Origin of the sequence: Pseudomonas sp. G2-4 (genome assembly GCF_030064125.1) — a bacterium.
Classification (GTDB): Bacteria; Pseudomonadota; Gammaproteobacteria; order Pseudomonadales; family Pseudomonadaceae; genus Aquipseudomonas.
Genome location: NZ_CP125957.1, coordinates 2,372,858 through 2,396,309, shown reverse-complemented (window position 1 = coordinate 2,396,309; position 23,452 = coordinate 2,372,858). Strand labels below are relative to the sequence as shown.

Sequence of the window (23,452 nt, the reverse complement as noted above, 5' to 3'; positions counted from 1 at the left end):
TGGCCCAATTCATCGCGACGAGCGCTGTCTGACGGCGGCTGACTCAAATCTCCCGCTGCGACACGCTCAGCCAACTGCACGGCTTGGCGCAGCGGCTGCAGAATCAACTGGCGGATCAGCAGGCTGGCCCCCACGCCCAAGGCCAACGCCAGGACGGTGATCAGGCCCAATTGACGATAGGCGCTGCGATTATCGTCCACTACCGCCTGTTTCTGCTGCTCATCGGCCTGGGCCAGCAACGTGCTCACTTGCTCGGTTTGCGCACTCATCGCCGCACTGCTTTGCGCACTTTGTCTACGGCTGTTGACGAACTCGACAAAGGCCTTGCGGTAGTCGCCCAAGGCCGTGCTCGCCTCCTGCAGCGACTCACCTTGCTGCTCGCCCAGATCGAGCGTTTGCATGGCGGCCAGCAGGTCGCTCATGCTCATTTCCCAGTCGCTGCGGTAACGCTCCTCGCCGTCGAGCGAGTAGTACAGTTCGCTGTCACGCAGCTTGGCGAGCTTGTCCCGCAGCGCCGCAGTCTGCTCCAGTAGCACCATCTGCTCGCTGCTCGGCGGTGTCCCCTGCCCCAACTGGACATTGAGAGCATCCAGCTGATCAAGAAACAGCAAGGTGAAACTGCCACCTGCGGTCTGCGCAAGCGCCTGCATATGCAGCCGGGCTTCGCGGGCCCGACGCAACGAATCGGCATAACCGAGAAACTGCTCAAGATACGCGCTGACAGCCGTGCGTATGGTGGTCAGGGATGCGCTATTGGCTGGTTCATCATCGAGTTGCCGGCTCAGTTTTCCAATAATCTCACGCACCTGGTCCAGGCGCTGCGGAGAAAGATCCAGGGCGAATTCCTTCTCGGCGATGCGGGCACGCAGGATAAGTGCCTGGATCGATGACTCCTGTCGCGATTGCTCCCCGCGCTGCTGCAACACACCCAGAGAATGAAAAGCGGTGGCCGCCACTCCAAGAGTCACCAGCAGTACCAGGCCGAAACCCAGCAACAGCTTGGCACCCACCGATAGATTGCCGAGCACACGGCTCAGTGCAAACATGCCCATCTCCTTACACAGCAGGGAAAAGAATGCCGTGACGGACGGTGGCTACAGTTCATCAAGCGGCAGGATCGAGTGGTGCCATCCGCCAACGGCGGTACGGTATGCGGCGGACTTTAATGAATCGAATCTCGACAGCACCAATCGCATCCTTCGCTAGGAGCAATCGCGAAGTACGATGATAGGTATCTGGATTTACGGCTTGAAGTGTGCGCGTGGAGCTCATAGCCCCGATGCAATCCACACATGCCATCGTCGTTCGCGATACCTGCCATCCCGACTCGCGATTGGCCAAACATTTGGCCTCCCCTTAGCCTGCTTCAAACCGCCTGAGCCCGATCCATCTGGCCCGGACCTGGCTGCCTGCCTTTGCTTGCACAAGGACAATAACAATCATGTTCCGATACTTCCCAACCAACTACGTGTGGAATCTTTCCGTCGACCTCGCCATTGAAATGGGTGCCCGCATCGGCGAAATCGAAGAGATGTGCGCGCCGCTACAAGAAGCCGCCAAACAGCCCGACGCCGCTGGCAGCAAGGCCTTTCGTGAAACCTGGGCGAAAATGGCCGACAAGCTTTGCGGTTTGGCAGAGGAAGACGAAGCCAAAGGCCGACTGTTGTCGGCCGGGGAAAAATACAACCGCGCCGCCACTTACTACCTGAGCTGCGAACGCCTGCAGGCTCATGGCGCCTCGGGTCGCACGGAGCTGTACCAACGATTTCTACAGACTTTCCAACGGGGTATCGAACTGTCGCAAGAGAACTGCGAGCGCGTCGAGATTCCTTACGAGGGCAAGCACCTCTCCGGCCTGCTGGTACGTGCCGAAGGCGTGACCGGCCCGGCGCCGGTTCTGGTGCAAGTCAATGGCTTGGACTCCACCAAGGAAATGAAATACCGCGTCGGCCTGCCCGCCTGGCTGGCCAAACGCGGGGTGTCGTCGTTGATCATCGACCAGCCTGGCACCGGCGAAGCGCTGCGCCTGCAGAACCTGACCGCGCGTTTTGACAGCGAGCATTGGGCCAGTCGCGTGGTGGACTGGCTGGAAACCCGCAGCGATATCGATGCCAGGCGCATCGGCCTGGAAGGCGTGTCGCTCGGCGGCTATTACTGCCCCCGCGCGGTAGCCTTCGAGCCGCGCTTCGCTTGCGGTGTGGTGTGGGGCGCCAACCATGACTGGCGTGATGTGCAGAAGCGCCGAATGGAAAAGGAAGGCAGCTTCCCGGTCCCCCATTACTGGTCGCACGTGGCTTGGGTATGGGGCGCCAAAGACACTGATGAGTTCATGGCCATCGCCGAGAATGTCCACCTGGACGGCATACTGGATCGCATCAAAGTGCCCTTTCTGGTCACCCACGGTGAAAAGGATTCGCAGATCCCATTGAAATGGGCACACCGCACCTACGAGCAGTTGGTCAACAGCCCGAAACGCGAGCTGAAGATATTCACCGAGCGTGAAGGCGGCGTGCAGCACTCGAGCTTCGATAACAGCATCAATGCCGGCCAGTACATTGCCGACTGGGTCGCTGAAGTGCTCGGCGGCCGTACGGCCTGATGGATGTGAAATTAGTAACCTGCTTCCCTCTGATGCCGAAACGCCAATACGTATACGGCTTCTTCTGTGGGAGCAAAACGATAAAGTGCGACATAGCCCGCATCACCAAAAGCAATGACCAGCTCTCGCAACTCAGGCATCTCGTCATAAGGTCGGCCGACATGGGGATCGGTTTCCAAGCGCATTAACTGCTGCTCAATGGTTTGAGCAGCCCTACGCGTCACCTGCGGGTCTTTTTCCAATAGGAAACGACGACAACGCTCCAATCCCTCACCCGCACCCGCGGTAAGAATCAGTCGTGGCACGTGGGAAGCTCCGACTCTTCCTCGGTTCCCCAGGTTTTAAGCCAGTCTCGGGTCTCGGCCCCAGTCAGGTGCTGGCCTGTTTCCTGGTAAGCCTTCCACGAAGCCAGCGCCTCCTGCTTGAAACTTTCCCGCGCCTCCTCCCGCACGACATACTGCGAGAGGGCTTCACGCATGATCCAGTGAGCCGAACGTTGCCGGGCACTCGCCAATTGCTGGATGCGGTACTTCAAATCCTCATCGATTTTGATTGACGTTGCCATGTCAGCCTCTCTCGTATTCATAGGTACTACCTTTGAATACGATAGCAAGCACACTGGGGCCTGTCTATTCAGAGAATGACCTGGGCAAATGGTGGCTGCCGGATGACGCGATCCTGACCAATGGCGCGGGAAACTATGCGGTCTGGCTTCAACGCTTCTATCAGTTTCACCATTACCGCACCCAGTTGGAATTTCGCCGACGCTGAAACGGGATCGTTTGCGGCGATGTGGCTATTTTTTGATCGGCGGTTAAAACGCCCTATCCACATGGTGGTGGCACGGTTATCCACAGACATACTCACGGATTTCTTGGATAACTAAGTGGCGGGTTTAACGCCACGTCCGTCTGCTGCAGCAAGTCTTTCGAGGTTGGGCGCTTCATCAGGCGCTTGTCCATTCGAATGCCTGACCTCAACCAGAGGCTGCCATTGAATCCGGTGGCAAACGTAGCTGCTTAATTGGCAGCACGCTGTCGGCGCACCCACTCATCGACGACATCCCCCATGGTCTTGGCTTCTCCGTTACGTATCCAGGCCATAAAGTCCCGGTCAAATTTAAAGCTCGCGCCGCAGTGCTCTGCCATGAACCTGCGTACATTCTGCGTATTTTTATAGCGCTCACAGACGTTGGTATTTCGTGTGAGCGGGTCGCTGTGCCAGTTAAAGGTCATGAATGTGGTTTCCATACTCAGGGTTTTGATTATGGATTTATAGCAGGGCGGGCGAATCTGTGTTTCAAAGTCGCGCCTTCAGGCATGGATGGGCAGGGCCAATCCAAAAAATACAAAAAACCCTCCACAGACTTTATTGAATCGACGCCCAGTTCGAGCCAACCAAGGTCTGACCCGGTTCGCTGCGCTGGCCACTGCATACTCAACGATGAACTCCACGACTGCGTAGGTCAGTGCAATAGCGATCGTCTGCGCGATGATGTTCCGTTGCGGATCCAGGAAGGGTGGAATCAACGCAATGAACAGCAACAGTGCCTTGGGGTTTGAAATGGCTGATACCAGCCCTTGGCGAAACAGCGACCAATGTCGCAAGCTGGTAGCGCCGGTCGTCTCAAGATTGACGGGGGCAGACCGCCACAGCCCGAGACCCAGCCAGATCAGATAGAGCCCGCCGACAACCTTCAATACGGTGAACCAGGTGGCCGATGCCTGGATCAGCGCACCCAATCCCAAAGCGCAAAGCGTCAGCACGAAGGCGAAACCGAGCACGCCACCCGTGATCGTGAACAGCGTTTTCCGACTGCCGTGAATGGCTCCATGGGTCAGCACCAATAACGCATTGGGCCCTGGCACTACCGCGATACCGCAGCAGGTAACCAGGTAGAGCAACCAGGTCTCAAATGGCATGATCAGATCCACCCTGTATTGATTCAAGCCAGCATCTTGCAGGTGGGCAATTGTCATGAAAAGCGCATAATTCACGTCTTAGCCATTCGATTAACGAATAGAGGTAACAGCGATGCCGGCCAGTGATTTGCAGATCGATTGGCTCAAGTGCTTCGTGGCGGTGGTGGATGCAGGTTCGCTCTCTGGCGCCGCCCACGAGGTCAACAGATCGCAGTCTGCTGTCAGCATGCAGATGAAGAAACTGGAGACTGCGCTTGGACGACCATTATTGAGTCGTGGCCCGAGACACCTTCAACTGACCGACGACGGCCAGACCCTGCTGGGCTATGCCCGTCGCATGCTCGCGCTTCATGCCGAGACCCAAGCGGCTTTTCACGGTGAGGAGCTGACCGGCCGAATCCGCCTTGGCGTCGCGGAGGACTACGCGGCCAGGTACCTCACACCGGTCCTGAAGCGTTTTTCGCCGCGCTACGCAGGCGTGGAAATAGAACTGACCTGTGAACAGTCGACCACGCTGATTCCGAGGGTGCGAAGCGGCGATCTTGATCTGGCGCTGGTTTCCAGGGACTCGCCTCAAAGCGGTACATTTCTTTTCAAAGAGCCCATGGTTTGGGTGGGCTCGCCACAGTTCGAACTGTGGCGGCGAGACCCGCTGCCTATCGCCGTCTACGAAAGTGAAAGCCTGGCCCGGCGATATGCGGTGAACTCACTGAGCCAGCAAGGGCGCCAATTCAAGGTGGTGTACAACAGCTCCAGTCTTGCTGGCCAGGTCGCCGCCGTTGAGGGTGGGCTCGCCATTGCCGCGATCACGCAATGCACCGTGCAGGCATCGCTTCAGGTCTTAAGCAGCGAACACGGCTTAGGCAACATTGAACCCATGGACGTTTCGATTCTACGCAGCCGGGCCTCTCGCGGGTCTAAAGCGGTCAACAGCCTTCATGCTTTCATCATCAGCGCGCTGAGAGTCCAGGCGTAAGCATTCAGCATCGTCGATTCCGAATGACTGCTGCTCAAAGCGACGCGAAGGGCAAAGCTGATGCACCCTCCCCCTACCAAAGGGCAATGTCGTAGGAAACGTAAATCCGATTGCTGTCCCGGCCGCGTGAAAAATCCGAGCGATAGACGTAATTGCGCAGCTTCACGCCCAGTCCCTTGAAGGTACCCTGCTGCACAACGTAGGCAATCTCCGCGTCACGTTCCCACTCTTTGACTGCGGTATTGGACTTGCCATCGTTACCGCTAAGGTAGCGGCTGGAAAAGGTCAGGCCGGGAACACCGAGGCGGGCAAAATCGTAGCCGTAGCCGAGCATCCAGGTCTTCTCGTCCTCCTCGATAAACTTGCCGATCCCGGCATTGCTGAAGGAATAGACTGTGGCCCCGCTGATGTAAGGCAAACCGGCCTCACCGCTGAGTTTCTGGTAGCCAGCGCTGAACGTATGGCCGACAACCGCATAGGACAGCAGACCGCTGAGCATGTCGTTGTCAATCTTGCCGCCGTAGGCCGAACCCGAATCGACACTGTTGAAGTAACGCAGGTCGCTGGTCAGAACCCCGGCGCCCAGCGGCAAATCGTGCTGGATGCCGGCAAAGTTCTGCCGATAAAAATTCTCCAGCTCACCGTAGAAGTAGCTCAGGCGGACGTTCTTGCCCAGCTTGTAATCGGCGCCGGCGTAATTGAAATCGCCTGACTCATCGCCGCCATAGCCGTCAGGCACGATCGGCATGCTGTCGCTCGAATCCCGCAGCTTGAAGCGCTCCAGGGAACCTGCGGTGAGGGCAAGATTGTCGATGTCAGTGCTGCTGATCTGGGTGCCCTGGTAAGTCTGGGGGACCAGACGCGCATCGTTGTAGATCAGCACAGGCGTTTTGGGTAACAAGGTGCCGTACTTGACCGTGGTCTTGGCCACCCGGGCCTTGGCGGTCATGCCCGCGCTGGCAAACTCGTCGGCCGCACGGCCGTCGTCATGCACCGGTAACAGGCCGGTGCCGCTGCGGCCAGCCCCGGAGTCGAGCTTGACCCCGAGCAGGCCCAAGGCATCGACGCCAAAGCCAACCGTGCCTGGCGTAAAACCTGACTGGTAATCCAACAGAAAGCCTTGGGCCCATTCAGTGCGCTCGCTCTTCGCGGTTCTCGCCGCGCGTGCACTCATGCCGTGCTCGTCGCGGAAATTCTCATTGAAGTAGACGTTGCGTAGTTGCAGCTTGAGCTTGCTGTCGTCGATGAAGCCTTCGGCGCTGGCGGTGGCCAGCGGCAGCAGGCCAAACATTGAAAACAGCGCCCCACGGGTCAGAAAAGTAGTCATGTCAAACTTCTCGTTGTTGTTATTTGGCGTGCAGGCCAGCGCACACCTCGATGGCGAGGCATGTCAGGCAGAACAGAAAAAGTGTTGGGTGAATCAGGAAAACAGGGTCAACGCCCCAGTCAACAAGGCCAGCGCGGTTATCACCAGGGACGTGAGCACCGCCCACTTGACGGTGGCTTTCTGGAAATCGCCGAGATCGCGATCAACCATGCCCACCAACAACAAGGTCGAAGCCACCAGCGGGCTCATCAGGTGCACCGGCTGACCGAGGATGGAAGCCCGCGCGATTTCCACCGGATCGATCCCATACGCGGCAGCAGCGTTGGCCAGGATAGGCACGACCCCGAAGTAGTACGCATCATTGGAGAGCACGAAGGTCAGCGGCATGCTGGTGATCGCAACCACCAACGGGAACAGGTGCCCCCAGGATGGCGGAATCCAGTCGACCAAGGTTTGCGCCAGCGCATCGACCATTTTCGTCCCGGAGAAAATCCCGGCGAAGATGCCAGCGGCAAACACCAGCAGGACCACTGTCATGGCATTGCCCGAGTGCGCGAGGATACGTTCCTTCTGAATATCCAGTTGCGGATAGTTGATCATCAGCGCCAGGACGAAACCAATCAGGAACAGGATCGCCGAGTGCATGAGCCCCATCACCAGCGCGACCATCACCGCAATCACCAACAGCAGATTGACGTAGGCCAGTTTTGGACGCTTGTGCGGGGTATCCTCGATGATCGCCTTGATATAGCAATCATTGCCGCCGCTTTGCAGCTGCACATTGCCAATACGCTTGCGCTCGGCACGCCCCAGCAGAAAGGCAGTGAACACCACCCACATGGCGCCACCAATCATGGTGGGCAACAAGGGCACGAAATACTCGCCGGCATCCAAGCCCAAGGCGGCGATCGCACGGGTCGCCGGGCCGCCCCAAGGCGTCATGCCGCTCATGATGCTCAGGGAGAGCATTGCAACGGTAGCCAGAATCATAGGGTTCATGCCGATGCGCTTATACAGTGGCAACATGGCGGCGCAGGTGATCATGTAGGTCGTCGTGCCGTCACCGTCCAGTGCCACCACCAGCGATAACAGAGCCGTGCCTACGGCGATTTTCATCGGGTCACCATTGACCCGTTTAAGAAGCTTGCGAATCAAGGGATCGAACAGACCGGCGTCGATCATCAGGCCAAAAAACAGGATCGCGAACAGCAACAGCGCCGCCGAAGGGGCGACCATTTTCAGGCCGTCCAACATCATCTTGCCGGTGGTTCCACCAAACCCGCCGATGACCGCAAAGACGATCGGCACGACCGTCAGGGCCACGATGGGCGACAAACGTTTGGTCATTATCAGGAAGGTGAAAACCACCACCATGGCCAAGCCAAGTAAAGCGAGCATATGTTTGATCTCTTGTTGTTATGAGTAGCATCACCAACACCCAGGCGCACGACCTGCAACCTGCCAGGCGACACGCTCGGTGTACCTGGCCTATGCAAACGCCAATGACTGTCTGGGCTATCCGGCTAGACGGTGCGAGGCCGTGGCGTAGACGAAACCTGAAAAAAGCCTGCGGGCGGTGCGCACCACCGAGGCACGAATGGTCTTGCCCCCTTCACCGGTGTAGGACAATACGACATCTATACCGCCGCTTGGGTGCTCGATACGAACCCGCTGCAAGCGTGGTTCGCTGACTCCGCCAAGCAATAGAGCGGCTACGCTGCCTTCGGCAACACAAGCGGTGGCCAGCCCGATGGAGCCCGTGATCGCCAGAGCGCGATGGCAGTTGTGCGGCATGAAGTAGCGCACGTGGAGAGTCCCACCAAACTTTGCCGAAGACACCAGTACCGGCTTGGGGATTACCTTGTCGCTGACGTCACCCAAGCCCATGGCCAGGCCGGCTTTCAACCGCAGGGACTCCAGGCGCTGCAGGAAGACTTTATCGGCGTCCAGTTCGGCAGGGCTTTCGTCGCCGCGCTTGCCAAGCTGATCCGCCTCGACAATCAGCATCGGCATCGCCATGTCGATGCAAGTCACCGGGATACCGTCGATAACGTCCAGCGGTTGCCCGGTTGGAAAGAGTGTCCCCGTCTTGCTGCCAGCCGCATCGAGAAAGGTCAATTGCACCGGCGCGGCGGTGCCTGGCACGCCGTCGATGGCGGTGTCGCCTTCATAGCAGACCTTGCCTCCAGGGGTTTGCACCTCGGCAGTGACGAAGGTCCCGGTATTGAGGTTGCGAATACGCACCTGGGTCAGGTCACCGCCAGCCTTGACCAATCCCTGCTCAATGGCGAATGGGCCGACGGCGCAGAGCATGTTGCCGCAATTGGGAGCGGTATCGACCCGACGCTGGGAAACCATGACCTGGACAAAGAGATAATCGATATCTGCCTCAGGGTGCAGCGAAGGACTGACGATCGCTACTTTGCTGGTTTGCGGACTGCCGCCACCGATACCGTCGATTTCCAGCTCATGGCCGGAGCCCATCAGGTTGAGCAACAGCTCGTCACGTTCGGCGACCGCAGTGGGTAGATCCCAGGCGAGAAATACCGGTCCTTTGGAGGTACCGCCGCGCATCAGCACACAAGGAATTCGCTGCATGAACATTAACTCTTGTTGATCAATCTGGATAATTGATGTTCTGGAAACAAGAGTGGCAGGCTTTCAAAATCACTTCCAATGCAAAGATCAGAGCGATTATTGCGTTTCACGAATGAATTATCTTAGGATGTTTTGAGCCACGCAGCGCTCTTCTTGATGGGGACAAGACATGGAATATGAGCTTCAGGACATACGATCTTTCGTGAAAATCGCCGAACTAGGCAGCTTTCATGAAGCCGCCGATGCACTGCATCTGTCTCAACCGGCCTTGAGCCGACGGATGAAAAAACTTGAGGAGGGTTTGGGTACAGCGTTGCTTGATCGCACAACACGCAAAGTCAGTTTGACCAGCGTCGGGCGTGATTTCTTGCCCAAGGCGAGACGCTTGCTGGATGATTTCGACGACTCGATTCTCAATATTCGCGAGTTGGCAGAGCGACAGATCGGCCGTGTGACCTTGGCTTGCATCCCGACTGCAGCCTTCTATTTTTTGCCTTCGGTGATCCGCTTGTATAACGAGCGTTATCCGAAAATCCGCATTCGCCTGCTCGACCTCAGTGCCAACGAAGGCCTGGAGGCGGTGCTGCGAGGCGAAGCCGACTTCGGCATCAACATGATGAGCGGCCAGCATCCGGACATCGAATTCGTGCCGCTGGTCAACGAACCCTTTGTATTGGCGTGCCGGCGCGACCATGAGTTAGCTGAACGTAGCGCCGTCACCTGGTCAGAACTCAGTGACTATCGATTGATCGGGGTCGGTCGCCTGAGCGGCAACCGCATGCTGCTTGATCATGCCTTGTCGGGCCTGAGCTGGCGGCCGCAATGGTTCTACGAAGTGCAACATCTGTCCACGTCGCTGGGGTTGGTCGAGGCAGGCCTGGGGGTTTCAGCAATGCCCAGCTTGGCAATGCCTGCCGGGGACCATCCAACCCTGGTCAGCGTGCCGCTGATCGAACCGGTGGTAAACCGATCGCTGGGCCTGGTTTATCGCCGGGGTGCCTCCCTGTCCCCCGCCGCAGAGAAATTCGTCTCGATTCTGCTTGAGCAGTGGCCGCAATGAGGCCGATTTAAAGCTGCGCTGCACAGCGCAAATCGCGTGTATGGATTGGAAAAACCCCGGACTTCAAGGCGACTTTCCTTGCTTCATCCGGGATGCCTTCCTCATAGGATTTACCCTCTTCAGCCAGCCAAAACGCCAACATATTGGCGTCGATTTTGACGAAACAACGAAAGTTTAAAATAGTGCCATTTTTCCGACAAAAGGCATCAATATGCCATTGCTGGGGATTTGAATGAAGGCTCATCATCCGCCTGTCATTGCTACTCGTTTGGGCCCCCTCAGGGCTAACGCAGGACGCAACAATCGCATCGCTTCGATGGGAGCAACTCAGGATGATGACCGTATATTTTGTGGTTATGGCGATCTGTAGTGGTAACGAAGGCTGCGTGGAAGAACGCAAGCCTGGGCCGACCTATGCCACCAAAGAAATCTGCATGGAAACGGCCAGGGACATGGCGCCGCGCAAAGGCGTGAAATTCAAATGTCGCCGTGAGCGGTTGCTGGTGCCCAATGTAATACCGCATGCAGCCGGTTACGAAAGCGTCGTCTCGACCGACGCCAAAGGCCAGCCTTAGGCCTGCCGGTTTGCACGGCGAACGCTAGACGGATCGCCCCTTCACAAACTTTCAGCCACTGCGATAAGAAAGCCCCACACATTGTGCAAATCTGAACTACGGTACGCGCTTCAACAGTATCCGGAGATCAGCATGCTGAACGCTATAGCGCAAGATCATGTGGCACTCGTCAGTGGCGTTGGAAGTGAGATCGGAATAGGCATGGCAATCGCGCGCAGGTTTGGCGTAGCCGGCGCCAAATTGATCGTCACTGCGAGCAGCGCCCGCATCCTTGCTCGAGTCGAAGACTTGCGCGCCGAAGGGTTCGAAGTCGAAGGCCGGGCCGTCGACCTTACCGATGAAAATCAGGTGCGTGAGTTTTGTCTTTGGGCAGAGTCCCTCTGGGGGCATGTCGACATACTGGTGAACAACGCGGGCATGGCCATGCAGGGAAGCCCGGAGCCTTTTTCCGAGTTGGCGAGCATGGACCTGCAGACGTGGAATCTTTCGCTGGCCCGAAACCTGACGACAGCCTTTCTTCTTACACGGGCTGTCCTGCCCGGCATGCAGGCGCGCCGTTACGGACGCATCATCAATATCAGTTCCACTACCGGCACTCGGTGCAGCAATCGCGGTGAAACGGCTTACAGCGCCGCGAAGGCCGCGATGGTCGGGATGAGCATGGGCCTGACGCTTGAAGTGGCCCAGCAGGGAATCACTGTGAACAGCGTTGCTCCCGGCTGGATCAATACCGGATCGAGCACGCCCGAAGAGGCCAAGGCCGCACGTTACACACCCATGGGCCGGGCCGGACGTCCCGAGGAAGTGGCTGCACTGGTTGCTTTCCTTGCGTCTCCCGATGCGAGCTACATCACCGGCGAAGTCATTGTGGTGGATGGCGGAAACTGTCTGGTCGAGAACAAGGCCGTTTAATCTCTCCCCCAGCCCGCCATGGCCTGAGGTCTCAAAGCTTGTGGCTACCCAATGCCAGGTAGCGCTCCGGCGCCGCCTTGCGCAGTCGCGCCGCCAGCAACACGCCAACCAGCAGCGCCGCAGGGATGACGGCGCAGAGGCCATAGGACAGGACCTTGCTGGCTCCGGTGAGCACATCGAAATGAACCACCGCCAGGATCAGCACGGCCAGCAGCGCCAGACAAGAAACCCCCGGCAGGATCCGCCCGCGCCAAAGGCCGATCTTGAGTTCAGGGTGGCGCCGGAAGTAGACCCACACTGCCGCCGAGGTCAGCGCCATCAACAAAATCACACAGAGGGTGGCCAGGTTCGAGAACCAGGCAAACAGCTGCAGGATCGGATCGGCATCCATCGCAGCGAAAATCAGCACGACCACGGCAGAGATCAGGCTCTGCAACACCGAGCCCATATGGGGACTCTGGTGGACCCGATGGGTAGTGCCCAACCGGCTCGGCAACAGGCCGTCACGCCCAATGGCGTAGAAGTAACGGGCCGCTGCGTTATGAAAGGCCAGCAGCCCGGCATAGATACTGACCATGAACAGCACCCGGATAATCTGAGTCAGATACGGGCCGACAAAGTGGTCGGACATGCCATAAATAAACGTCGTCGGATCCTGCAAGGCCTGCAGCGTGGCCACGATTTTATCCGCCCCTACGCCGACGATCATTGACCACACCGACAGCGCGTAGAAACCACCGATCAGCAACACCGAGCAGTAGGTGGCAATCGGAATGGTCCGTTGCGGGTTCTTGGCCTCTTCGCCGTAAATAGTCGTGGCCTCGAAGCCGATAAAGGCGGCGAAACAGAACAGCACGCCGATTGAAGGCGTACCGCTGAACACATGGCTGCTACTGAACGAATCCAGGTTGATACCACTGTCGCCACCGGTTTTGAGAATGGCGAAATCCAGGGTCAGGATTGCCAGGTATTCGGCAATCACCACAACCGAGAGCACCCGAGCAGAAAGATCGATCTTGCGATAGCCAAGGATAGCGATACTGGCCATCGCCATCAGCGAGTATGACCACCAAGGCAGCTCCAGCCCAAACACACTGGCCATCGTGCTGCTCACCACCCCACCGAACATGCCGTAAAGTCCGATCTGGAGAATGTTGTAGGCAAACATCGCCAACACCCCGGCGGCACCGCCAGCCAAACCACCCAAACCAAGAGATGAGAAAGCATAGAAGCCGCCGGCATTGGTCACATGACGGGCCATGGTGGTATAGCCCACCGAGAAGGCCAACAACACCAGCAGCGTCAATATCAGCAGGGCCGGCGTACCCGCACCGTTTCCCAGCATGATGCCAATGGGAAAACCTCCGGCGATGACGCTCAAGGGACTGGCGGCCGAAACCACGAAGAAGATGATGAAGCCGACACCCAGGGCGCCGCGCTTCAACCCAGTCGAACTGTTGATCGGAACAGATACACTCATTTTTTCTTGACCTTATTGTATGAGGCAGTCGCTGTAGGATCGGCGCAGTCAACCGCTCACTGTCACCGAATAGCTTATCGCTGTAGTCGCATGTTGGACCTGATCCTATGCCTCCCCGTGAACGCCCCGATATCCCAAATCGGTACCTCGTTCCAAAACAGGCCAAGGCAACAGCTCACTGCAAGGCGATACGCGCGGTCAGTTCCGCCGCCGCGTCGGTCACCAGCTCACACAAGTAGCTTTGCTGAAACGCACGGAACCGCTCACTGTGTCCGACCAGGGTCACGCTTGCGAGGACTCGCTGCTTTTCGTCGAAGATCGGTGCCGCGATGCCACTGCGTCCCGAGTGCAGCTCGTTTTCACTGATGCAGTAGCCCTGCTTGCGGATGGCAAGCAGGCTTTTGGTGAACGGCTTCCATTCCAGCAATTGAGCCTGGTTCGCGTGCGTGTCGTAGAGGCGTCGGATCTGGCGCGGCAGCAGATAAGCCAATACGACCCGGGCGGTCGCGCTGTGAAAAAGATCAATCGCCCTCCCCCTGTCACCACCGACCGGGCCGGCATCCGAGCCACGACGGATCAGCACGTTGACCACTGAGTCGCCATGCCACTCGCTGACCAGCGCATCCAGGCCGGTGTCGGCGACCAGTTTGTCGACCAGGTCCCGGCTGCATGCCAACAACGGATCGTAGTGGGTCATCTGATGCTCCAGCGTGACGATTCGCGGGCCAAGTGCGTAGCCGCGCGGCAATCGCTTCAACAAGCCCGCATCGCCGAGTTCGCGCAGATAACGGTAGGCGGTGGCGGGTGTGTAGCCGAGCTCTCGGCAAATGATCTCCACATCGATGACCGGTTGTTCCGGGCGAAACAGGTCGAAGACCATGAGCAGGCGGCGAAGACTGTTCATCTTTTTCTACATCCTTGTGGGGTCAACGGCCGTCCGCCACTGAGTGCGGCGGGCTGATGTTCAGGCATGGGCGCAACCGGGGATGGCTGCGCGCACGGTATGGGACGGCAACTCGGCGAACAGCTCCTGGTACTCCGCCGCGAAATGGCTGAGATGATAGAAACCCCACTGGGCAGCGGCATCGCCGATCGAGAGGTGCGACGCGGGGGTAGACATCAAGGTTCGGCGCACACCGTTGAGCCTCACCGAGCGCAAGTAGTTCAGCGGCGTCGTCTCGGCCACCGAGCGGAAGCTGTTCTGCACGGTACGCCGGCTCACGTGGAGTCGCTGGCACAGCTCGTTCACGCTGGGCACGTTGATCATCTCTGCGGTCGCCAGACGGTGGCATTTCTCGACAATGAAGCTGCGCGTGGAGCTGGCGATGCGCTGCTGCTTGTCGCAGGCCGGGTCGGTCATGAGTTGCAGCAACTCACCGAGCATGGCCTGCTCCAACGCCGGATCGCCCGCGCTGTCGAGTTCTTCGTGCGCCAGGGCCTGGGAGATCACCGCCAGCAATCGGCGGCGAGCCTGGGCGAAGCGCTGGCTGGAAACCCTGATCACCGGTTGGCGCAACAACTGGCTGATGTCCTTGGCCGACGCCGTTTGCGCCAATGCCTGCTCGAACCATTCACGTTCAAACGTGATGGACAGCAGCTCCATGCCCATCGGCATATGGAACATGAACTCCTCGCCACCATGGAGAAAGAACAGGCTGCTGTCGTCCACTTCCCGCCCCTGCATCCGCGTCGAACCCGGGACAGTGAGCGGCACTGCGAAGCACATCTTGCCCCGGGGGGCCACGCCGTGCTGCACGACACGCTGGTTGATCTGCTCGCGAAAGACGTGGCATCGCGCCGTGGTCAACTGCATGAGCGAACACTCGGCCAAACCGGCGGTTAACTGGTTGTAGTCCTGGTTCCACTCCTGGACGGTGGCGGCATGGACATGGATGTCGCGAAAATGGCTTATGTTCTGATTTCTCATAATGCGCGAAAGCCTCTGCCAATATTATTGTTTTTGTCCGACTTCTTTGACGATATTCGCACATAGATGAAATATTGCACAATTCTCTGACGAACAGCCAGTTCCCTGGAGCTCGTGTTTGGGGCGGTCCATCCATGTGCCGATTCGGGCTACCGGCCAGGAACCCCACGCGAGGATGATCGGCACACTGAAACCGACATCTTGAGAGACCGTCATGAGCGAAACCAAACTTGAATCCCTCCACTTCGCGGATGCCCCGCGGATGACCTCCGGCACCGTGCCCGGCCCCAAGACCCGCGAGGCCCTGGCGTTGTCGGAGCGCACCGAGTCGATGGCCCGCGGCGGCGGACGCATGCCCGTGGCCATGGACCGTGCGTTTGGCGCGACCTTCAAGGACCCGGACGGCAACACCTACATTGACCTGTCCGCAGGCGTGGGTGTCAGCAGCGTAGGCCGCTGCCACCCGAAGGTGGTGCAAGCCATCCGCGAACAGTCCGAGGTGCTGATGCATGCGTTGGAAGTCAATAGCACCCGGCGCACCGAACTGGCAGCCAAGCTCTCCGAGATCGCACCCGACGGTTTGCGTGGCGACTGCATCACGTTCTTCACGCAAAGCGGCAGCGATGCGCTGGAGGCCGCCATCAAGTTCGCCAAGCGCATCACCGGGCGGCACCAGATCATCGCTTTCCACGGTGGCTACCACGGCGTGTGGAACGCTTCGGGTTCCTTGACGACAGGCACGGCCTATCGCAAGGGCTACGGCGCCCAGATGGGTGGCGTCATTCACGCCCCCTACCCGTATGCCTACCGTTTTCCCTTTGACACCACTCACAAAAGCGCCGAGCAGATCGCCGGCGAGTACGTGGACTACCTGCTGAATACCCCTTACACCGCCGCCGACGACGTGGCCGCCGTGATCGTGGAACCGGTGCAGGGCGAAGGCGGCTACGTGCCGCCCTCGGCAGAGTTCCTGCAACTGTTGCGCAAGGCCTGCGACCGCAGCGGCACGCTGTTGATCGTTGATGAAGTGCAGTCCGGCGCAGGGCGCACCGGAAAAATGTGGGCGGTCGAGCACGCAGGCGTCAAGCCCGACATGCTCACCTTTGGCAAAGGTATCGGCAGCGACCTGCCAATGGCCGGCCTGATCATGCGCTCAGACCTGGCGGCCGCGATTCCTGACGGATCGATGCCCAATACTTTCGCCGCCAACTCGTTGTCCGCGGCCGTCGCGCTGACCAACATCAGCATCCTGCAAGACCCGGAGCTTGATCTGCTCAACCGTGCCCACGCGCTGGGGCTGGAGGCGCAGGAACGTATCCGTGGTTTCAACAGCCCGTTCGTTGGTGAAGTACGCGGCCGCGGCCTGATGATCGGTATCGAACTGGTCGAGGACCCGGCCACCAAAGCCCCCCTGGAGCCGCAGAAGATCGGCCAGCTCATGGGCTACCTGTTAAACCACGGCGTGCTGATGATTCCCTGCGGTCGCTACAGCAACGTCATGCGGGTCATGCCCTCGCTGACGATCTCACGCTCGCTGTTCTTCAAGGCCCTGGACATCTTCGGCGACGCCCTCGCCTCCCTCAAGGCATGAGGCGTGTCACCCGACCATTCCCTATCACGCAGGCCCCCCAATGACCCAGCACCTGAACCACTTCATCCAAGGCGCGTCCTTCGAAGCCTCCGACGGTCGTCGCATAACCCTCATCAACCCCGTGACAGAACAGGCATACGGCAGCACTGCGCGCGGCACGGCCGAGGACGTGGACCGTGCCGTGGGCGCGGCGCGCACCCAACTCGAGCAGGGTGCCTGGAGCCAGCTTGACGGCGCCCAGCGCGCTCGACTGCTGTCGAAACTGGCTGATCTGGTCGAGCGCGACAGCGAATTGCTGGCCGATCTGGACGCCAACGCCATCGGTCGCTCACCGCTCGAACCGCGCCGGATGGACCTGCCCAACGCGATCGCCAACCTGCGCGCCGCCGCCGGCTGGGCCAACCAGCTCGAGGGACGCACCATTCCCACCGGTGGATACTTCGGCGCCAAGACCCTCTCGTACACAGTGCGCGAGCCAGTGGGCGTGGTCGGCGCCATCGTGCCCTGGAACTCACCGCTGATGATCACGGTGTGGAAGCTCGCCGCGTTGCTGGCAGCAGGTTGCACCGTGGTCATCAAACCGTCGGAAGAAACCCCGCAGTCGGCCCTGCACCTGGCGGCGCTGGCTCAGGAAGCGGGCTTCCCTGACGGCGTGATCAACGTGGTCACCGGCTACGGCGACGAGGTGGGTCGCGCGTTGTGCGAACACCCGCACATCGCCAAGATCAGCTTCACCGGCAGCCCCGAGGCCGGACGCGAGATCCAGCGCACCGCCGGCGTGCTGTTCAAGCGCGTGGCACTGGAGCTGGGCGGCAAGAGCCCACAGATTGTCTTCGACGATGCCTCCTTCGAGGACGCGCTGCGCGGCTGCGCGCTCGGCCTGTTCGTCAATCAGGGCCAGATCTGTGCAGCCGGCTCACGCATCCTGGTACACCGCAGCCTCGCCGATCGCTTCGCCGCGGCGCTTGCCGATGCTGCGCGCGCGGTCAAGGTGGGCGATCCCCGGCAGCCGGATGTACAAATGGGGCCGGTGGCCAAGAAAGCGCAATTCGATCGCGTCAACCGCTACATCCAACTGGGCATCGACCAAGGCGCCTCACTACTGGCCGGCGGTGTATCGACCCCTGAACAGGGCTGGTTTGTCCAGCCGACGATCTTCGCCAATGCCCGCAACGACATGGCGATTGCCCAGGACGAGATCTTCGGGCCCGTCGGCACAGTGATCACCTTCGACAGCGAAGAGGAGGCGGTCGCACTGGCCAACGATTCCACCTACGGCCTGGCGGCCACGGTCTGGACTGCCGACCTGGTGCGAGCCCACCGCGTAGCCGCTGCAGTAAAGGCCGGCGCCGTGGGGATCAACTGCTGGAGCCCGCTGGATGCCAACCTGCCCTGGGGTGGCGTCAAGGCCAGCGGCATCGGGCGCGAAGGCGGGTTTGGCGGTGCGTTGGCCTACACCGAGGAGAAGGTCATCACCGTACTGCTGCCGACCTGAGCACAATCACTGCACCCACCACCCTCGAAGCCTGGTGTCGCCGAGGGTGGTATTGAACCGTGCATTTTCGATGTCTTGATGATCAATGAAGAGGCTGCGATGAATCCCATAAAACAAGCGACAATTGATCGGTATCCAGCATCCCTGCGAGTTTTGCACTGGGTGCGCGCCGTGCTTATCGCCGGCCTCCTCTGGGCCGGCTGGCATATGACCGGCATGGACGATGAAGTGGCGAGCAAGTACGAGCTCTATTACCCCTGGCACAAATCCTTTGGCGTATTGGCTTTCCTGCTGGTCCTGGTTCAGATTGTCCTGCGTCTGCGCACCCCCACGCTCCCAGCGCCGCCGGAAACATTGGCCGCCCATGAGCGGTTTTTGTCACGCCTGGTGCAACGCTCCATGTATGTACTGATCGTCGCCGTACCGCTGATGGGATACTCGATGTCGAGCACCTACACAATGAGCGACGGCGTGTTCTTTTTTGGGGTCAACCTCCCCGAGCTCCTGCCGAAAAATGACGATTGGTTCGTCGTCTTTCAATGGCTGCACAAGGTGCTCGCCTATACCCTGCTCGGGCTGATCGTGTTGCATGTCGCGGGCGCCCTCAAGCACCGGGTCTTCGACCGCGACCCTCGCAACGACGTCCTGCGCCGCATGCTGTGATTGGATAAAGGCCGCGTTTTCCCGCACGCTGAGTCATCAATGCCTGGACATTGGATTACCGGGGGCCTTTTACACCGTGTTCTTGCCTTACCGAGTCAGGGCTCGCAACGCGACTCGGTTGAGGCAACCGGGCCGTACGCAGCAACTGACTGATTTCCTCTGCACTGACCGCCTTGCTGAAAAAGTAGCCTTGGATTTCATCGCAGCCGTTTTCATACAGGAACGTTTGCTGCTCTTGTGTTTCGACACCTTCGGCAATGACCTTGAGGTTCAGTTTGTGCCCCAACGAAATCACGGCGGTGGCGATGGCCTTGTCGTTCTCGTTGTCGGGCAGGTCGCGCACGAAAGACTGGTCGATCTTGAGTCTTGCGATCGGGAAGGTTTTCAATGCGGCGAGGCTGGAGTAACCGGTGCCGAAGTCGTCGATCGAGAGGCTGATCCCCATCGATTGCAGTTCCTTCATTTTGCGGATGGCTTGCTGAAGGTCTTGCATGATCAGACTTTCGGTCAGCTCCAGCTCCAGGTACATCGGGTCCAGTCCGGTCTCTTGCAAGGCATGCCTCACCCGGTCGATCAGGTCCCTTTCAATGAACTGCCGTGCGGAAATATTCACCGACATGGTGATCGGCGGCCAGCCCGCATCCTGCCAGGCTTTGTTCTGTCTGCATGCGGCATGAATCACCCAGTCGCCGATGGGCACGATCAACCCGGTCTCTTCGGCCTGGGAAATGAATTTGATCGGAGACACCCTGCCAAGCTCGGGGTGCTGCCAGCGGATCAACGCCTCTACACCGATAATCTGCCCCGAATGCAAATCCACCTGTGGCTGATACAGCAACAGGAACTCGTCATGGTTGAGTGCGTTTCGAAGCCCGTCTTGCATGGCGAGCTTGCCCTGAACCTTGTAATTCATCTCGCTCGTGTAGAACTGGTAACTGTTGCGCCCCAGTTCCTTGGCCCGGTACATGGCGGCGTCCGCGTTGCTCAATAGCGTGTCGGTATCGCTGCCGTCGGCGGGATAGCAGGCCAACCCCATGCTGCAGGTGACGTGGAGTGTATGTCCGCTGAGCTGGATGGGCTGCAGGATGGCCTCCTGGATTTTGTGCAGGGCGGGCGTCACACCGTCGAGGTCTGAGGGCTGGTCGAACAGGACGATCACAAACTCGTCGCCCCCCAGGCGCACGACCGTATCGGTGCGGCGTACACACCCCAACATGCGCTGGGCGACGGTTTTCAGCAGTTCGTCTCCGGCACTGTGCCCAAGGCTGTCATTCACCAGCTTGAATTTGTCCAGGTCGAGAAACACCACCGTCACCAGGCGGTTGTAGCGCTGAGCATAAAGTATGGCCTGCTTGAGACGGTCTTCGAGCAGGGTGCGATTCGGCAGCCCGGTCAGTGCGTCATGGTCACCCATGTAGCGAATGCGCTTTTCCGTCAGTTGCCGTTCTATCGCAATGCCGGCAAGCGGGGTCGCCATGTCGATCAGCCGCGCCTCGAACGCGCTTGGGCTGCGTACGGTGCTGGAATACAAGGCAAACGTGCCCAACACCTTTCGCTCATGGGACAGAATCGGCGTCGACCAGCAGGAGCGAATGCCATAGAGCGCAGCGATTGAACGATATTCCTCCCACAGCGGATCCAGCTCGATATCCGTGACGATGACCGGTTCTCGTCGATACACCGCGGTGCCGCATGAACCGACGTTCGGACCGATCGCAATCCCGTCGATAATCTCGTTGTAGGCTTTTGGCAAACTGGGCGCAGCCCCGTGCAGCAGATGCTTGCCCTCTTCATCCAGCACCAGGATGGAGACCCTCATCTCCTTCAACTGGGACTCGACCAGGTGAGCCAGGCTCTCAAGGACTTCTGCCAGCTCAGTGCTCCTGGCGATCAGCTCCAAGACATGACCCTGTCCGGCCCGAATGACGGCTTCTTGCTCCAATCGGTTGTTTTGCACGGCGAGCCGCTCGGTGGCGATGCTCAGTTGGACGGTTTTTTTCTCCAGTTGAATTCGATCCTTGAGGAACTGATTCACCGCGCGAGCCATATTGCCGATCTCATCCTTCCCATGCTCGGCCATCATCAAATGGGTTTTTTCAGTGTGTTCCTGACGTAACTGCCGGCTTATTTCATTCAGGCGCACGAGCACATGACGGCCCATGAACACCCGGGTCACGAACCAGGCGAACACCAGGCTGGCGCCCAACATGATCAGTACCCATTGCTGGCTACGATTCGAGGCCTCGACCAGGCGCTGCACGGCTTCGCGATAGTCTTCGGTGTAAGCACTGGATTGAGTACGGGCCACCGCGACCAGAACCTCCGCCTCATTCTTCAGTTCCTCATTGAAGCGCTGTATGACGTTGTGTTGATCGATGAGCCTCAGGCGTTGGGAGAAAAGATCGGGGGTCGGCACATCAGCGTCGGGTAACGTGCCAGCGGCCTGTGACAAGCGCTCATATCGGGTCCGCAGCCGTTGCACGGCATCACTGTCAACCGCCTGCGGCAGCTCGAAAAGCAACACTGCCTGCTCCAGGTTGGCCCGGGTCTGAATCGCGGTTAACCGGGTGGTCTGATCCTCCAGGTCCTGCTCAAAGGAGACCTCGGTTTGCAGCAGGCTCTCTCGCAGCTGCGCAACGATGTTGGCGGTGTTGCGGAACATCTGGCTTGACTGGTGCATATCGAGTATCGCCACGCCGCTGTTTGCCGCTGTCAACTGCTGCACCAGTTGATCAAGGGCTTCAAGCTGTTCGACGGTCGCCGCATAGCTTGAACGCAGGGTGTCAGCGGAGTGGCTTGTCAGGAGCTGATCGGTCTGGCGTTCAATCAACAAGGTACGCTGCAGCATGTCTTGCCCATCTTGCATGCGAACCAGTCGTTCATCCGTCAGTTGGCGGGTGGCGCTGTTTGACGTGCGCAGGGCGTAGACCGCCGTTGCCCCACCCGCCAGGATCAGCAGCGCCAGCGTCAGGAACGCCAGTGTGAACTGTGCGCGTAGCGATTGCGGCAATAGCCGGCGATACAGCCTTGCGAGCCGGAAAGTCACGTTCAATATCAGGGATTCCATTGGTGGCGATAGATGTCTCGATAGCCATTGTCAGGGTCGTACTGAAATTTTTCTCCGCCGTCGAGCGCGATATTGTCGGCATTGACCAAGTGAATCGGCGCAACGAAGCCGCTCACCGGCTGCCCTGCAAACAGCCGATTCAACTCATCCATCAGTTGCCAGCCATGCAGATTGAGCGGCTCGGCCACGGTGACGGTCTGGTAGGTTTTTGCCTGTATGCGTAAGAAAGCCGAAGCGCTGCCATCGCCGGCAGACAGCAGACTGAGGCCGTCGCTGGGTATTGCGGCGTTGGTCAATGAGACAATCGCATAGTCAAAATAGATATCGTTGATGGCCAGCGTATGAGTCCAGCGCTTGCCATGGCGCTGAAGCAGCTCTTTGGTGATCGCCGGCATCTTCTCGCCACTTTCGGAGATCGCGACATCGCGCGTTTCCAGCAACGTGCATTCCCGACAGGCGCGAATGACGTTTTCCATGGCCTTGGCTTTCGCCATGGCGATGCTGTATTTGGAATCGGTCAGGATGACCACGCCGGCGCGTCCGTTTGACTGTGCGACGGCCGCCATGGCCGTGAGGCGAGCCACTTCGAGCGGGTCAGTGGTGACGTTCATGGCCACCGGCGTACCGTCAATCGGCCCGGGGCGTGCCCCGGCGTGCCAGCCCACCACCGGCACATCCTGGTTGGCGAAGAGGGTCAGTGCCGCATTGTTCTCAAGGGCATCAGAGCCGCACAGAATCAGGCCGTCGGGTTTCGCTGCCAGCGCATCGGAAAAAGCCTTTGCCCGCCCGGCCGATGATCCAGCACCATCGAATATCTTCAACGTCCAGCCCATCGCCTTGGCGGCTTCCCGAGCGCCCTGCGCAACTCCGACAATGCCTCCGTTGCGCAAATCTTCTGCGACAAGAACGATGCTCTTGCCCCGCGGGGCTGGCGGACCGGATTCAGGACCGCTCCAGCGAACGGCGCCGAGGGTGGCCCTGGAAACCATTTCCTGCGCTTGAGCTACCGTAACCATGGCGTTTTCGCCACCCGCTGCGGTGGGCAGGTTCTGGCCGTATCCCGGAGATGTCATGACAAGACAGAAAACCGTGATTGAAGCCATCCAGAGTGGCCAGGGCCTGACCGGAGAGGTTCGATCACCGCCTGTAATGCCGGGTCCGGAGCCGATGGCACGATCATAGTCTGGCATGGTGTCCCTTTTTGCCAAGAGTGCAGTGTTACGAAAGGATAGTCGGTTCTGCTGAGCGATGCATGAGCGC

Annotated in this window: 21 protein-coding genes and 2 pseudogenes; 9 read left to right on the top strand and 14 right to left on the bottom strand. The window is 59.1% G+C overall.

What is annotated here, in order from left to right; all coding sequences use genetic code 11:
- Positions 1-20: 20 nt before the first annotated feature.
- Positions 21-269, bottom strand: a pseudogene (locus QNH97_RS29455) (methyl-accepting chemotaxis protein); the annotation flags it as partial.
- A gap of 1,172 nt (positions 270-1,441) precedes the next feature.
- On the opposite strand from QNH97_RS29455, the gene QNH97_RS10875 reads away from it, so the two are divergent.
- On the top strand, positions 1,442-2,599 hold the full coding sequence (locus QNH97_RS10875; RefSeq protein ID WP_283556799.1) for an alpha/beta hydrolase family protein: 1,158 nt from the start codon (positions 1,442-1,444) through the stop codon (positions 2,597-2,599).
- Positions 2,600-2,610: 11 nt separating this feature from the next.
- On the opposite strand, the gene QNH97_RS10870 is transcribed toward QNH97_RS10875, so the two are convergent.
- Both QNH97_RS10870 and QNH97_RS10865 read right to left on the bottom strand, forming a co-directional pair.
- Positions 2,611-2,904, bottom strand: coding sequence for a type II toxin-antitoxin system RelE/ParE family toxin (locus QNH97_RS10870; protein WP_502944518.1), 294 nt, complete (start codon positions 2,902-2,904; stop codon positions 2,611-2,613).
- On the bottom strand, positions 2,892-3,164 hold the full coding sequence (locus tag QNH97_RS10865) for a CopG family ribbon-helix-helix protein (protein WP_283556798.1): 273 nt from the start codon (positions 3,162-3,164) through the stop codon (positions 2,892-2,894). The genes QNH97_RS10870 and QNH97_RS10865 overlap by 13 nt, the downstream gene beginning before the upstream one ends.
- A 95-nt stretch (positions 3,165-3,259) precedes the next feature.
- Between QNH97_RS10865 and QNH97_RS10860 the strand changes: the two are divergent.
- Positions 3,260-3,352 (top strand): annotated as a pseudogene (locus tag QNH97_RS10860) (hypothetical protein); the annotation flags it as partial.
- Positions 3,353-3,618: 266 nt separating this feature from the next.
- On the opposite strand, the gene QNH97_RS10855 reads toward QNH97_RS10860, so the two are convergent.
- Positions 3,619-3,834 carry a DUF6434 domain-containing protein gene (locus QNH97_RS10855; RefSeq protein WP_283556797.1) on the bottom strand — a complete coding sequence of 72 codons (216 nt, stop codon included), beginning with the start codon at positions 3,832-3,834 and terminating at the stop codon, positions 3,619-3,621.
- A gap of 78 nt (positions 3,835-3,912) precedes the next feature.
- Positions 3,913-4,521, bottom strand: coding sequence for a LysE family translocator (locus tag QNH97_RS10850; RefSeq protein WP_283557463.1), 609 nt, complete (start codon positions 4,519-4,521; stop codon positions 3,913-3,915).
- 112 nt (positions 4,522-4,633) lie between these two features.
- Between QNH97_RS10850 and QNH97_RS10845 the strand changes: the two genes are divergently transcribed.
- Positions 4,634-5,497 (top strand): LysR family transcriptional regulator, encoded by an 864-nt coding sequence (locus tag QNH97_RS10845; RefSeq protein ID WP_025214197.1) that lies wholly within the window; start codon positions 4,634-4,636, stop codon positions 5,495-5,497.
- Between the two features lie 73 nt (positions 5,498-5,570).
- On the opposite strand, the gene QNH97_RS10840 is transcribed toward QNH97_RS10845, so the two are convergent.
- The 3 genes from QNH97_RS10840 to QNH97_RS10830 form a co-directional block, all read right to left on the bottom strand.
- Positions 5,571-6,824 carry an OprD family porin gene (locus tag QNH97_RS10840; RefSeq protein ID WP_283556796.1) on the bottom strand — a complete coding sequence of 418 codons (1,254 nt, stop codon included), beginning with the start codon at positions 6,822-6,824 and terminating at the stop codon, positions 5,571-5,573.
- 93 nt (positions 6,825-6,917) lie between these two features.
- Positions 6,918-8,222 carry a CitMHS family transporter gene (locus QNH97_RS10835; protein WP_283556795.1) on the bottom strand — a complete coding sequence of 435 codons (1,305 nt, stop codon included), beginning with the start codon at positions 8,220-8,222 and terminating at the stop codon, positions 6,918-6,920.
- A 117-nt stretch (positions 8,223-8,339) separates the two neighbouring features.
- Complete coding sequence (locus QNH97_RS10830; RefSeq protein WP_283556794.1) at positions 8,340-9,422, bottom strand: 4-oxalomesaconate tautomerase; 1,083 nt, start codon at positions 9,420-9,422, stop codon at positions 8,340-8,342.
- Between the two features lie 169 nt (positions 9,423-9,591).
- On the opposite strand from QNH97_RS10830, the gene QNH97_RS10825 reads away from it, so the two are divergent.
- Entirely contained in the window at positions 9,592-10,482 is an 891-nt protein-coding gene (locus QNH97_RS10825; RefSeq protein WP_003200706.1) for a LysR family transcriptional regulator, read from the top strand.
- 7 nt (positions 10,483-10,489) lie between these two features.
- On the opposite strand, the gene QNH97_RS10820 is transcribed toward QNH97_RS10825, so the two are convergent.
- Positions 10,490-10,729 (bottom strand): hypothetical protein, encoded by a 240-nt coding sequence (locus QNH97_RS10820; RefSeq protein ID WP_283556793.1) that lies wholly within the window; start codon positions 10,727-10,729, stop codon positions 10,490-10,492.
- Between the two features lie 88 nt (positions 10,730-10,817).
- Here QNH97_RS10820 and QNH97_RS10815 point away from each other — a divergent pair, with 88 nt between their 5' ends.
- The gene (locus tag QNH97_RS10815) at positions 10,818-11,057 is read left to right on the top strand and encodes a hypothetical protein (protein ID WP_283556792.1); all 240 of its coding nucleotides are present in this window, start codon (positions 10,818-10,820) and stop codon (positions 11,055-11,057) included.
- 132 nt (positions 11,058-11,189) lie between these two features.
- On the top strand, positions 11,190-11,969 hold the full coding sequence (locus tag QNH97_RS10810) for an SDR family NAD(P)-dependent oxidoreductase (protein ID WP_283556791.1): 780 nt from the start codon (positions 11,190-11,192) through the stop codon (positions 11,967-11,969).
- 31 nt (positions 11,970-12,000) lie between these two features.
- Here the strand turns inward: QNH97_RS10810 and QNH97_RS10805 are convergent, their stop codons facing one another.
- From QNH97_RS10805 to QNH97_RS10795, 3 genes are all read right to left on the bottom strand, one after another.
- A complete protein-coding gene (locus tag QNH97_RS10805; RefSeq protein WP_283556790.1) occupies positions 12,001-13,449 on the bottom strand; it encodes an APC family permease in 1,449 nt (482 codons plus the stop codon).
- 175 nt (positions 13,450-13,624) lie between these two features.
- Positions 13,625-14,353 carry an IclR family transcriptional regulator gene (locus tag QNH97_RS10800; protein ID WP_283556789.1) on the bottom strand — a complete coding sequence of 243 codons (729 nt, stop codon included), beginning with the start codon at positions 14,351-14,353 and terminating at the stop codon, positions 13,625-13,627.
- Between the two features lie 60 nt (positions 14,354-14,413).
- A complete protein-coding gene (locus tag QNH97_RS10795) occupies positions 14,414-15,376 on the bottom strand; it encodes a helix-turn-helix domain-containing protein (RefSeq protein WP_283556788.1) in 963 nt (320 codons plus the stop codon).
- 214 nt (positions 15,377-15,590) lie between these two features.
- On the opposite strand from QNH97_RS10795, the gene QNH97_RS10790 reads away from it, so the two are divergent.
- From QNH97_RS10790 to QNH97_RS10780, 3 genes are all read left to right on the top strand, one after another.
- Entirely contained in the window at positions 15,591-16,967 is a 1,377-nt protein-coding gene (locus tag QNH97_RS10790) for an aspartate aminotransferase family protein (RefSeq protein ID WP_283556787.1), read from the top strand.
- 40 nt (positions 16,968-17,007) lie between these two features.
- Positions 17,008-18,462, top strand: a complete 1,455-nt coding sequence (locus tag QNH97_RS10785; RefSeq protein ID WP_283556786.1) for an aldehyde dehydrogenase family protein — start codon at positions 17,008-17,010, stop codon at positions 18,460-18,462.
- Positions 18,463-18,561: 99 nt separating this feature from the next.
- Entirely contained in the window at positions 18,562-19,125 is a 564-nt protein-coding gene (locus tag QNH97_RS10780) for a cytochrome b (protein WP_283557462.1), read from the top strand.
- A 55-nt stretch (positions 19,126-19,180) separates the two neighbouring features.
- Here the strand turns inward: QNH97_RS10780 and QNH97_RS10775 are convergent, their stop codons facing one another.
- A complete protein-coding gene (locus QNH97_RS10775; RefSeq protein WP_283556785.1) occupies positions 19,181-22,192 on the bottom strand; it encodes an EAL domain-containing protein in 3,012 nt (1,003 codons plus the stop codon).
- Positions 22,180-23,382 carry a substrate-binding domain-containing protein gene (locus tag QNH97_RS10770; protein ID WP_283556784.1) on the bottom strand — a complete coding sequence of 401 codons (1,203 nt, stop codon included), beginning with the start codon at positions 23,380-23,382 and terminating at the stop codon, positions 22,180-22,182. Before QNH97_RS10770 ends, QNH97_RS10775 begins: the two co-directional genes overlap by 13 nt.
- Positions 23,383-23,452: the final 70 nt, after the last annotated feature.

Coding starts and splice junctions, on each gene's coding strand:
- QNH97_RS10875 (WP_283556799.1), top strand. CDS start 1,442: ATGTTCCGATACTTCCCAACCAACTACGTGTGGAATCTTTCCGTCGAC.
- QNH97_RS10865 (WP_283556798.1), bottom strand. CDS start 3,164: ATGGCAACGTCAATCAAAATCGATGAGGATTTGAAGTACCGCATCCAG.
- QNH97_RS10855 (WP_283556797.1), bottom strand. CDS start 3,834: ATGACCTTTAACTGGCACAGCGACCCGCTCACACGAAATACCAACGTC.
- QNH97_RS10850 (WP_283557463.1), bottom strand. CDS start 4,521: ATGCCATTTGAGACCTGGTTGCTCTACCTGGTTACCTGCTGCGGTATC.
- QNH97_RS10845 (WP_025214197.1), top strand. CDS start 4,634: ATGCCGGCCAGTGATTTGCAGATCGATTGGCTCAAGTGCTTCGTGGCG.
- QNH97_RS10840 (WP_283556796.1), bottom strand. CDS start 6,824: ATGACTACTTTTCTGACCCGTGGGGCGCTGTTTTCAATGTTTGGCCTG.
- QNH97_RS10835 (WP_283556795.1), bottom strand. CDS start 8,222: ATGCTCGCTTTACTTGGCTTGGCCATGGTGGTGGTTTTCACCTTCCTG.
- QNH97_RS10830 (WP_283556794.1), bottom strand. CDS start 9,422: ATGCAGCGAATTCCTTGTGTGCTGATGCGCGGCGGTACCTCCAAAGGA.
- QNH97_RS10825 (WP_003200706.1), top strand. CDS start 9,592: ATGGAATATGAGCTTCAGGACATACGATCTTTCGTGAAAATCGCCGAA.
- QNH97_RS10820 (WP_283556793.1), bottom strand. CDS start 10,729: ATGATGAGCCTTCATTCAAATCCCCAGCAATGGCATATTGATGCCTTT.
- QNH97_RS10815 (WP_283556792.1), top strand. CDS start 10,818: ATGACCGTATATTTTGTGGTTATGGCGATCTGTAGTGGTAACGAAGGC.
- QNH97_RS10810 (WP_283556791.1), top strand. CDS start 11,190: ATGCTGAACGCTATAGCGCAAGATCATGTGGCACTCGTCAGTGGCGTT.
- QNH97_RS10805 (WP_283556790.1), bottom strand. CDS start 13,449: ATGAGTGTATCTGTTCCGATCAACAGTTCGACTGGGTTGAAGCGCGGC.
- QNH97_RS10800 (WP_283556789.1), bottom strand. CDS start 14,353: ATGAACAGTCTTCGCCGCCTGCTCATGGTCTTCGACCTGTTTCGCCCG.
- QNH97_RS10795 (WP_283556788.1), bottom strand. CDS start 15,376: ATGAGAAATCAGAACATAAGCCATTTTCGCGACATCCATGTCCATGCC.
- QNH97_RS10790 (WP_283556787.1), top strand. CDS start 15,591: ATGAGCGAAACCAAACTTGAATCCCTCCACTTCGCGGATGCCCCGCGG.
- QNH97_RS10785 (WP_283556786.1), top strand. CDS start 17,008: ATGACCCAGCACCTGAACCACTTCATCCAAGGCGCGTCCTTCGAAGCC.
- QNH97_RS10780 (WP_283557462.1), top strand. CDS start 18,562: ATGAATCCCATAAAACAAGCGACAATTGATCGGTATCCAGCATCCCTG.
- QNH97_RS10775 (WP_283556785.1), bottom strand. CDS start 22,192: ATGGAATCCCTGATATTGAACGTGACTTTCCGGCTCGCAAGGCTGTAT.
- QNH97_RS10770 (WP_283556784.1), bottom strand. CDS start 23,382: ATGCCAGACTATGATCGTGCCATCGGCTCCGGACCCGGCATTACAGGC.